9 protein-coding genes and 1 riboswitch are annotated in these 10,589 nt (G+C 60.2%); of the genes, 4 read left to right on the forward strand and 5 right to left on the reverse strand.

The features are described from left to right. Window positions 1-1,960 (reverse strand): methyl-accepting chemotaxis protein (locus AC1DLB_RS09850; protein ID WP_477784936.1); only part of this gene is annotated, 1,960 nt, incomplete at its 3' end. 274 nt (window positions 1,961-2,234) lie between these two features. Here AC1DLB_RS09850 and AC1DLB_RS09855 point away from each other — a divergent pair. Continuing rightward, window positions 2,235-3,053: a M48 family metallopeptidase gene (locus tag AC1DLB_RS09855; protein WP_018929596.1), complete on the forward strand. Its 819-nt coding sequence runs from the start codon at window positions 2,235-2,237 to the stop codon at window positions 3,051-3,053. Window positions 3,054-3,133: 80 nt separating this feature from the next. On the opposite strand, the gene AC1DLB_RS09860 is transcribed toward AC1DLB_RS09855, so the two are convergent. The 3 genes from AC1DLB_RS09860 to AC1DLB_RS09870 all read right to left on the reverse strand — a co-directional run bounded on the left by AC1DLB_RS09860 (window position 3,134) and on the right by AC1DLB_RS09870 (window position 5,982). Next, window positions 3,134-3,718, reverse strand: a complete 585-nt coding sequence (locus AC1DLB_RS09860; RefSeq protein WP_026286682.1) for a TMEM165/GDT1 family protein — start codon at window positions 3,716-3,718, stop codon at window positions 3,134-3,136. Between the two features lie 91 nt (window positions 3,719-3,809). After that, window positions 3,810-3,934, reverse strand: a riboswitch (yybP-ykoY riboswitch). Between the two features lie 51 nt (window positions 3,935-3,985). After that, window positions 3,986-4,984 (reverse strand): class I SAM-dependent methyltransferase, encoded by a 999-nt coding sequence (locus AC1DLB_RS09865; RefSeq protein WP_064616188.1) that lies wholly within the window; start codon window positions 4,982-4,984, stop codon window positions 3,986-3,988. A 32-nt stretch (window positions 4,985-5,016) separates the two neighbouring features. Continuing rightward, entirely contained in the window at window positions 5,017-5,982 is a 966-nt protein-coding gene (locus AC1DLB_RS09870) for a 2-hydroxyacid dehydrogenase (protein ID WP_477744015.1), read from the reverse strand. Between the two features lie 91 nt (window positions 5,983-6,073). Here AC1DLB_RS09870 and AC1DLB_RS09875 point away from each other — a divergent pair, with 91 nt between their 5' ends. Then, window positions 6,074-6,703 carry a LysE family translocator gene (locus AC1DLB_RS09875; protein ID WP_019582369.1) on the forward strand — a complete coding sequence of 210 codons (630 nt, stop codon included), beginning with the start codon at window positions 6,074-6,076 and terminating at the stop codon, window positions 6,701-6,703. A gap of 13 nt (window positions 6,704-6,716) precedes the next feature. Here AC1DLB_RS09875 and AC1DLB_RS09880 read toward each other — a convergent pair whose 3' ends face one another. Then, the gene (locus tag AC1DLB_RS09880) at window positions 6,717-7,487 is read right to left on the reverse strand and encodes an AraC family transcriptional regulator (protein WP_477784937.1); all 771 of its coding nucleotides are present in this window, start codon (window positions 7,485-7,487) and stop codon (window positions 6,717-6,719) included. Window positions 7,488-7,571: 84 nt separating this feature from the next. Between AC1DLB_RS09880 and AC1DLB_RS09885 the strand changes: the two genes are divergently transcribed. After that, on the forward strand, window positions 7,572-8,756 hold the full coding sequence (locus AC1DLB_RS09885; protein WP_477745545.1) for an MFS transporter: 1,185 nt from the start codon (window positions 7,572-7,574) through the stop codon (window positions 8,754-8,756). A 147-nt stretch (window positions 8,757-8,903) separates the two neighbouring features. Beyond that, window positions 8,904-10,586: a fatty acid--CoA ligase gene (locus AC1DLB_RS09890; protein WP_477784938.1), complete on the forward strand. Its 1,683-nt coding sequence runs from the start codon at window positions 8,904-8,906 to the stop codon at window positions 10,584-10,586. Window positions 10,587-10,589: the final 3 nt, after the last annotated feature.

Consider the following 10,589-nt stretch of genomic DNA (forward strand, 5'->3'; position numbering starts at 1 on the left):
GGGTGTTCATGTCGTTGATCACCGACACCGCTTGCGTAATGGTTTCCAGCGCTTGGGCCGCTTTCGCCGCGTGCTGCACGCTTTCGTCGGTGCGGTTCTGACTGTCTTCCATGACCCGCACCACATCGCGGGTGCCTTGTTGCAGTTGCTGGATCATGGTCTGGATTTCTTCCGTGGCCTTCTGGGTTTTCTGCGCCAGGTTGCGTACTTCATCGGCCACCACCGCAAAACCCCGACCCTGTTCACCGGCCCGCGCGGCTTCGATGGCCGCGTTCAAGGCGAGCAGGTTGGTCTGCTCGGCGATGCCGCGAATGGCCGTCAGGATCGCGTTGATGTTTTCRCTGTCCTTGGCCAGGGTCTGCACCACGCCGACGGCTTTGCCGATTTCGATGGCCAAAACACCAATCGAATTCGACGTATCCCGGACGATTTGCATGCCTTGTGCCGCCGCCTGATCTGCATGACTGGCAGCTTGCGCGGCCTGGGTGGCGTTGCGCGCCACGTCCTGGGCGGTGGCGGTCATTTCGTGTACGGCGGTGGCGACCTGATCGATCTCGGCCATTTGTTTGTGCACACCGATGTTGGTGCGAATGGCAATGTCGGCGGTGTGTTCCGACGAGTCGCTGACGCTCTGCACCGAAGTCACCACTTGAGTAATCATCGCCTGCAACTTGGCCAGGAAGGTGTTGAAGCCCTTCGCGATCGAGCCCAGTTCGTCGCTGCGGTCGCTGGTCAGGCGGCGGGTCAGGTCGCCTTCGCCCTGGGCGATGTCATCGAGCATGGTCACCATCTGCTTCAGCGGCCGGGCAATGCCGTGGCCCACCAGCCAGATCACCAACAAACCAATGCCGGCGATCAGCAGGCCGACCATGGCCATGCCAAAGGTGTCGGACTTGCGCTGTGCGTCCAGGTCACTCTGAAGTTTTTGCAGGTCGGCCATCACCGCGTTCAGCGGCAGTTGCAGCATCAAGGTCCAGCGGGCGTCGGTCTGGCCGATGCCGAAGGGCAGGTACAACTCGATCCGGCCCTGGGCCTTGTCGACGGTGTAAGTCACTTCGCCACGCTTGAGATTGGCCATGTTGGCAATCTGCTTGCTGTCGAGGATGTCGCTGACCTTTTCGCCGAATTTGCTCGGGTCTTTGGTGTAGGCGACGATCCGGCCGTTACCGCCGATCAGGGCCATTTCTCCGGCGCCGCTGTACAGTTTCTGATTCGCCCCCAGGAGCATTTCCTGGATGAAGTTCACCGACAGGTCGGCGCCGACGATGCCCTGGAACGCGCCGTTGAGCATGATCGGTTCAATGAAGGAGGCGAGCATGACGATCTTGTCGCCAACCTTGTAGGGCGCCGGATCGATCACGCAGGATTTTTTGGTTTCCTTGGAGCACAGGTAGTACTCGCTGGCGCGCACACCGGTGGACAAGGTTTTCTGGTCGTCGACGTCGACCAGTTTGTCCAGGCCCAGGCTGCCGTCTTCGTTACGGAACCACCACGGCAGGAAGCGCCCGTTACTGGCGTCGATGCCGACTACTTTGGTGTCGACGTAGGCCGCATCGTTGTGGTCGAGGGCGTTTTTTTCCCACCCAATGTAGGTGCCGAGAATTTTCGGGTTCCGGGCGACGTTTTCCTTGATCAGGCTGATCAGTTGCTCGCGGCTAAGGCTCAGTTGCGGCTGGCCGTCGGCGCCCGGTGTGCCGATCAATGCGTTGACCCGCACCAGACCGCCGGCAATCAGCAGCGGTGCTTCGAGTTCGCGCTGGATCTGGCTGACCTGGGTTTGTGCCAGCGACGTCAGGCGCTGTTCGATGACTTGCTCAAACTGCGCCTGAGTCCGTTGCTGGACCATGTCTTGGGTCCGGGCGCCGGAAAACAGCGCGTACAGCACCAGGGCTGCGACAACGCTGAGCACAATGGCGCCGGCCAGGGCGGCAACGGAAAACTGGATCGACTTGAATTTCATGGGTGCTCCGCACGCAAGAGGACGTCTGCAGAGCTGTATCGGCACTGGGGCGGTGGGGCATGAGCCAGGTGTAACGAATTGGCTGTTTTAGAGTGCTGGATGTCGTAAATGAATCATTGCTGGCCGTGATCAGCCGCGGTGGACGCTGTTGTGTGAATTTTTTCCTACGGTAATCGGGGCTTTGTCTGAAATGTACGTGCTACACGTCCGTTGTATCTGGCGCCGATACAAATCCCCACCTAGGATACGCGGCATGTTTCCAGGGAGCTTCTTGATGAGTAAGACATTGGTTTTGTGTGCACTGAGTGCAAGTCTGCTGCTTGCCGGTTGTCAGTCGGTCAACACCACCAGCGGTGGCGCCGTGGGCGTTGAGCGCACGCAATACATGTTCAGTATGTTGTCGACCTCCGAGGTCAACCAGATGTACGCCCAGTCTTATCAACAGACCATCGGGGAGGCGAGCACCAAAGGCGTGCTGGATAAATCCAGTAACAATGCGAAGCGCGTCCAGGCCATCTCCAATCGCCTGATTGCCCAGGCACCGGTGTTTCGTCCGGATTCGGCCCAGTGGCAATGGGAAGTGAACCTGATCAAGAGCGATGAGCTGAATGCCTCCTGCGGGCCTGGTGGCAAGATCATTTTCTACAGCGGGCTGATCGACACCCTGCAACTCACTGACGACGAAATCGCCGCCATCATTGGCCATGAAATCGCTCACGCCTTGCGCGAGCACAGTCGTGAAGCGATGTCCAGGGCTTATGGTCTCGAAATGGCCAAGCAGGGCGCCGGTGCGTTGCTCGGTCTGGGGCAGGACAGCCTGGCCCTGGCGGACACCGTGGCCAAATACGGCATGACCTTGCCCAACAGTCGCGAGAACGAAAACGAAGCCGACTTGATCGGCCTCGAACTGGCCGCCCGCGCTGGTTACAACCCGAACTCTGCGATCACCCTGTGGAACAAAATGAGCAAAGCCTCGGAAGGCGCGCCGCCAGAGTTCTTGAGCACTCACCCGGCGTCGGCCAGTCGGATTGCGTCGTTGCAGGCGGCGATTCCGAAAGTCATGCCGTTGTACGAGAAAGCCAGGAAATCCTGATCATCAAGTGCTGAGGCTTGTGGCGAGGGGGCTTGTCGGAACGCCCCCTCGCCACAATCTGTTACTCACCAGATCCAGGGTCAAACCCAGCCACTGCTCTGCATCGCCTTGTACACCGCGACAATCGCCAGGATGAAGAACGCCGACGCCGCCAGGCGACGGATCAAAGTCAGAGGCAGTTTTTCCGCTGCAAAATTACCCGCCAGTACCACCGGCACGTTGGCAATCAACATCCCGGCGGTGGTGCCGAGGATCACCAGCCACAGATCCGGGTATTGCGCGGCGAGCATCACGGTCGCAACCTGAGTCTTGTCGCCCATCTCCGCGAGGAAGAACGCAATCAGCGTGGTCAGGAACGGTCCGAACTTGCGGGCGGTGCTGGCTTCGTCTTCGTCCATCTTGTCCGGCACCAGTGTCCACAGCGCCGTGGCGGCGAAGCTGGCGGCGAGGATCCAGTGAAGCGTCGCATTCGAGAAGAAACTGCCGAACCAGGCGCCTACCGCACCGGCCGCCGCGTGGTTGGCCAGGGTCGCGGCGACGATGCCGGCAATGATCGGCCAGGGTTTGCGAAAGCGGGCAGCGAGAATGAGCGCGAGCAGTTGCGTCTTGTCGCCGATTTCGGCCAAGGCAACGATTGCGGTGGGAACGAGTAGAGAGTCCAGCATCATCAGGGTTTTCCTAAGGGGCGGGTCGACACGGCTATGACACGTACAGCCTTCCCGCCCCGGGTAAGGTGTTCGTGTCATAGGTCTTGTCAAACCCTGCGATCCGTCTGATGCGGACGCGTGGGTCGCATACGCCATGGTCTGAGGACCAAGTATGTTGACGTATGCCGGACGAGCATGGCGCTCGTGGGAGACTACTCCCCTAGGACGGAGCGGATTCTGCCTAGGCAAATCCGATTGGGCAAGCCCTCTTTTGCAAAAGCGTTTTCAGCCACGCTTGGCCCGGTAGATTCTAAAACCCTGTCCTTCAGCCTTGATCGCACACGCGCCCAAGTGCTCTTCGATCAGCGGCTGATACTTCAGGAAACTGTTGGCAACCAACCGCAGTTCGCCGCCATTTTTCAGATGTTTAGCTGCTTTTCGCAGCAAGTTCTCTGTGGCGAAGTAGTCGGTGTGTACGCCGACATGGAACGGTGGATTACTCAGAATCGCGCTCAAGCCCATGGGCGCTGCGTCGATGCCGTCACCGGTCAGCACTTCCGCTTCCAGACCGTTGGCGGCCAGGGTCAGGCGACTGCTGGCGGCGGCAAATGCGTCGACATCGAGCAAGGTGACCTGGTTGTGCGGATAACGCCGCTTGACCGCGGCCCCCAGCACGCCTGCACCGCAACCGAAGTCCAGCAGGTGGCCGCTGGGCAGTTTGTCCAGATGTTCCAGCAGCAGGGCGCTGCCGCGATCCAGTCGACCGTGGCTGAACACGCCCGGCAGGCTGATGACTTTCAACGGCCCTTCGGCCAATGGCAGTTCATAGGTCTGGGCCAGGCTTTCCAGCGATTTGGCTTCTGGCGCATTGGCCACGGTGACCTGCCAGAGCTGGCAATGCCGTGCGCTGTCGAGCTTGCGTGGTTTGCCGAAGGGGTTCAACTGCTTGGCCGCGCCTTCGATGCCGCTGCGTTTTTCGCCGACCAGATACAACTCACGACCGGCCAGACGAGAGGCGAGGGCGTTGAGGATATAGTCGGTCAGGTCCTTGGACTTGGGCAGAAACACCACGGCGCTGTCGAATTCGCGCTCGGGCGCATTCACGCCAAAATGGCTGCGCCCGGCGAAACGGGCGTCCAGTGCTGCTTGATCGCCGGCGTGCCAGCACCAGCCGTGGGCATCGGGCAAGCGACCCAGCAAGTCATCGGCGGGCAAACCGGCCAGCAGCACCGAACCCTGGAACAACTCGGCCTGACGAAGCAGTACTTCACTGCGCGGATCCATACTCTGCTCCTTGAAAAAAGTGCCGCAGTTTATCAACTGACGACCCGCAGCGCTTTACCGCTGAAGTAAGCCTGAGCGTTTTCCGTCAACTGGCCAACGATTCGCTGCCGCGCCTCGCGGCTACCCCAGGCGTTGTGCGGGGTGACGATCAGCCGTGGAATGTCCTGGGCCAGCAGCGGATTGCCCGCAGTCGGTGGTTCGACACTCAACACGTCGGTGGCCGCGCCGCCCAAGTGGCCGTTGCGCAGGGCGTCGGCCAATGCGTGTTCGTCGATCAAGCCGCCTCGCGCGGTGTTGACCACGAAAGCACCGGGCTTCATCGAGGCCAGTTCACGGGCACCGATGAAGTGTCGGGTGTGTTCGTTGAGCGGGCAATGCAGGGTCAGGGCGTCGATTTGCGGCAGCAGTTCGTCCAGCGGCAAGCGATCCGGGCGGGCAGGGCGACCCGGAATCTGCCCCAGCAAGACGCGCATGCCGAACGCTTCGGCCAGCCGCGCGACGGCACCGCCCAGTTCACCGTGGCCGAGCAAGCCGAGGGTTTTGCCTTCGAGTTCGACGATCGGGTAATCCAGCAGGCAGAACTGTTTCGCCTGTTGCCAGCGACCTTCGGCGACGGCTTTTTGATAGTCGCCCAGGCGCGTCGCCAGGTTCAGTAACAACATGATCGTGTGCTGAGCCACCGACGGCGTGCCGTAACCCTGGCAATTGCAAACAGTGATTCCGTGGGCGCGGGCTGCAGCAAGGTCGACATTGTTGGTGCCGGTGGCGGTGATCAGGATCAACTTCAACTCGGGGCTGGCCGCCATGGCCGCCGCATCAATCAAGATTTTATTGGTGATGGCGACAGTGGCGCCTTTGAGGCGTTCGATCACCTGCGCAGGCGTGGTCTGGGCGAACAGCTGCAAGTCGCTGAAGCACTCGCGTAGTGGGTTGAGGTCGAGATCGCCGAGGTCCAGGGACGGATGGTCAAGGAAAACGGCGCGGCGAGAGTTCGTCATCAACTGTACCTTTTGTGCATTGAACTGAGGGCGTAATCTGCCGAGCCTACCAGATGAAACAAGCAGTTACGCTTGGCCAAAAGGAGCCCCCATGTACTGGACAGAATTCTTGACCGTTGCGCTGATTCACCTGCTGGCTGTTGCAAGCCCCGGCCCGGATTTCGCCGTGGTGGTGCGGGAGAGCGTGACTCACGGTCGCCGCGCCGGGACCTGGACTGCGCTGGGCGTTGGTTCGGCGATTTTCCTGCACGTCGGTTATTCGCTGCTGGGGATCGGGTTGATCGTGTCTCAGTCGATCGTGCTGTTCAACGCCTTGAAATGGGCCGCTGCCGCGTACCTGCTGTACATCGGCTACAAGGCCCTGCGCGCGCAACCGGCCAAACCTGCGGCTGACGATCTGCACCAGGAAGCGGGTGAGCGCACCGCGCGGGGCGCCTTCACTGCGGGGTTCGTGACCAATGGCCTGAACCCGAAAGCCACGCTGTTTTTCCTGTCGCTGTTCACCGTGGTGATCAACCCGCACACGCCGCTGGCGGTACAGGCCGGTTACGGGATCTATCTGGCAGCGGCAACGGCGCTCTGGTTTTGCCTGGTGGCGATGTTGTTCAGTCAACAACGCGTGCGCGCCGGTTTCGCCCGCATGGGCCACTGGTTCGACCGGACCATGGGCGCGGTGCTGATCGCCATCGGCGTGAAACTCGCGTTCACCGAGATGCATTGATCGCGCTGAGTGTCTACGGGGGATTGAGCTCGCTCAATTTGTTCAGCGCGTTCAGGTATTCCCGAGGGTTTTCCCCGAGCAAACGGCGAAACATTGCGCTGAACGCCCGAGCACTGCCGTAGCCCAGGTCGCGCGCCACGCTCTGCACGCTTTCCCCGGCGAGCAGGCGCGGCAGGGCTTCCATCAGGCGCAGTTGCTGGCGCCAGGCATTGAAATTCATCTTCAGTTGCTGCTGGAACAGCCGCGCCAAGGTTCGAGAGCTGGCGCCGACCTGTTGTGCCCAGTCTTCCAGGGTGTTGGAGTGAYTCGGTGCGCGCAGCAGCGCCATGCAGATGCCCTGCAGGCGTCGGTCCTCGGGCATTGGAATGTGTAGCGGAAGGTTTTCCAGGCTGGCGATCTCTTCTAGCATCAGCTTCTGAATCAATGAGTTTTCCGCGTGTCGCGGACCTTGCACCGCGCGCAGGATCAGCTCGCGCAGCAGCGGTGTGACGGCCAGCACACAGCACTGTTGCAGCGTTGGCGGCGACAGTTCGGGGGCAATGAACAGCGAACGCATGCGCACCTCGCCCGACATGAAAATTTCATGCGCCACCAATGGTGGAATCCATACGGCTCGGGTTGGTGGAATGACCCAGGCACCTTGCGCAGTGACCACTCGCATGGTGCCGCAAACGGCGTACAGCAACTGAGCTTCGCGGTGTTGATGCAGTTCCTGGTGAGCACCGTCCACGTAATCTCGCGGATAGGCGCTGACCGGCCCGTGCAGGAAATGGCTGATTAACATGTCAGATCCAATGACTTTGTTGTCAGGATTACTCTTTTTCGCCAACTTAGCATAAGCCGCTCACTACAACGTAAGCGTGCCGCGATGAACCAGTCCAGAAATGTCCTTCGCTATATCAACGCAGCTCATGTGATCGATCACATGTTCATGCTGATTTTTCCCGCCGCCGTTCTCGGCATGACCCAGGCCTTCGCACTGGACTACGCCGCGATGATCGGCCTGTCTCTCGGCGGCTTTATTGCCTTTGGCGCCTGTTCGCTGCCGGCCGGCTGGCTGGGGGATCGCTGGAGCCGACGGAAAATGATGCTGGTGTTTTTTTTCGGCATTGGCGCTTCAGCGATCTTTACCGGCGTGAGCAGCAGCACACCGATGCTGGTACTCGGCCTGACGCTGATCGGTATTTTCGCCGCGATCTATCACCCGGTGGGCACCGCGATGCTGGTGGCTTACGCGTACAACCGGGGCCGCGAAATCGGTATCAACGGCATGTGGGGCAACCTTGGCGTGGCGTTTTCGGCGCTGATCACCGGGTTGCTGGTGGCGCAACTCGGCTGGCGTTCGGCATTCGTTTTGCCTGGCATGGTGGCGATTGGGCTGGGCATCGGTTTCGCGTTTCAGGTGCGCGAAGAACCGATCCCCAAGCGTGCGCACACACCGCTCAAAGATGCGGCCGGTCAGCGGATTTCCATGGTCATGGTGTTCGGCGTACTGGCCTTGGCCACCGCGACCGGCGGTGTGGTGTTCAACGCAACGACCATGACCTATCCGAAATTGTTTCAGGAACGCCTGCACGATTTGTTTACTTCACCGCAAATCCTTGGCGTCGTGGTCAGCCTGGCGTATGCCTTCGGCGCCGTGGCGCAGTTGAGCATCGGCCGGGTCTTGCATCGTTTCAGTCTGAAATGGCCGTTCATAGTGTTGACGCTGTGCCAGGCGCCACTGTTGTTCGGGTTGGCCTATGTCGACGGCTGGGCCGTGATCGTGCTGGGTGCGGCGTTCATGTTCGTGGTGTTTGGCCAGGTCACGGTGAATGATGCGATGGTCGCCAACTTTGTCGCGCCGCAATGGCAATCCCGAGTCTTCGCGCTGCGTTACTGTTTATCGTTCGGTGCCAGTGCTACCGCGATTCCGCTGATTTCGTTCGTCGAACCGCGCCAAGGTTTTGTAGGTCTTTACCTGATATTGGCGAGTATTGCGGCGTTGACCTTCGTGGCTGCAATGGTTTTCCCCCGGACACCGGCCGAGGCTGCCGTAGGAAAAATGGCGTAACGGCTGACGAATTCTCGCAAGTGCTGGCGTAAAGCTAGCATTTGTACGGCTCTGCAAATCATACCTTTGGCTGATTTGGCTGGCGTTCAAGGCCTCTAGAGTGCTTAGCTTTAGCAGCCAAGACTGTGCAGTCAAAAAGGGACTCTTATGTTGCAGACTCGCGTTATTCCTCCAGCCGAGGGCGCTTACCAGTATCCGCTGTTGATTAAACGGCTGCTGATGTCCGGCGCCCGTTACGAAAAAACTCGCGAAATCATCTACCGCGATCAGTTGCGCTACAGCTATCCGACCCTGATCGAGCGGGTTGCGCGGCTGGCCAATGTGCTGACAGAGGCCGGCGTGAAGGCCGGGGATACGGTGGCGGTAATGGACTGGGACAGCCATCGCTACCTGGAGTGCATGTTCGCCATCCCGATGATCGGCGCGGTGATCCACACCATTAACGTGCGGCTGTCGCCAGAACAGATTCTTTACACCATGAACCACGCCGAGGACCGCTTTGTGCTGGTCAACAGCGAGTTCGTCGGTTTGTACAAGGCGATTGCCGGGCACCTGACCACGGTGGAGAAAACCCTGCTGCTGACCGACTTGCCGGAAAAAACTGCCGAGTTGCCGAACCTTGTCGGCGAGTACGAGCAACTGCTGGCCGCGGCGAGCCCGCAGTACGACTTCCAGGACTTCGACGAAAACTCGGTGGCCACCACGTTCTACACCACCGGCACCACCGGTAACCCCAAAGGCGTGTATTTCACCCATCGGCAACTGGTGCTGCATACCATGGGCGTGGCGACCATCATGGGCGCCATCGACAGCGTGCGGCTGTTGGGCACCAACGACGTGTACATGCCGATCACCCCGATGTTCCATGTGCATGCCTGGGGCTTGCCGTATGTGGCGACCATGCTCGGGCTCAAGCAGGTTTATCCGGGCCGTTACGACCCCGAGTATCTGGTGGAGCTGTGGCGCAAGGAGAAGGTGAGCTTTTCCCACTGCGTGCCGACCATTCTGCAAATGGTCCTCAATGCCAAGGCGGCGCAAAACGTCGATTTCGGTGGCTGGAAAATCGTCATCGGCGGCAGTGCGCTCAACCATGCGCTGTACAACGCCGCCAAGGCCAAGGGCATCCAATTGACCGCCGCCTATGGCATGTCGGAGACCGGGCCATTGGTATCATGCGCCCACCTCAACGATGAGCTGATGGCCGGCACCGAAGACGAACGCACCACCTACCGGATCAAGGCTGGTGTGCCGGGGCCGTTGGTCGAGGCGGCAATCGTCGACACCGAGGGCAACTTCCTGCCTGCCGATGGTGAAACCCAGGGCGAACTGGTGCTGCGTGCGCCGTGGCTCACCGAGGGTTACTTCAACGAGCCGCAAAAAGGCGCCGAGCTCTGGGCCGGGGGCTGGCTGCACACCGGCGACGTGGCAACCCTGGACAGCATGGGCGTGATCGACATCCGTGACCGGATCAAGGATGTGATCAAGACCGGTGGCGAGTGGATCTCTTCCCTGGACCTGGAAGACCTGATCAGTCGCCACCCTGCGGTACGTGAGGTAGCAGTAGTGGGCATCGCCGATCCGCAGTGGGGCGAGCGCCCATTTGCGCTGTTGGTGGTTCGCGAAGGGCATCAGATCGGGGCCAGGGAACTCAAGGAGCACCTCAAGCCGTACGTTGAACAGGGGCACCTGAGCAAGTGGGCTATCCCGAGTCAGATCGCCGTTGTTACTGAAATTCCCAAGACCAGCGTCGGCAAGCTCGACAAGAAGCGTATCCGCGTCGACATCACCGAATGGCAGGTCAACAACAGCACCTTCCTCTCGACGCTTTAAGCG

It is taken from the genome of Pseudomonas sp. 05N434, from assembly GCF_056396965.1.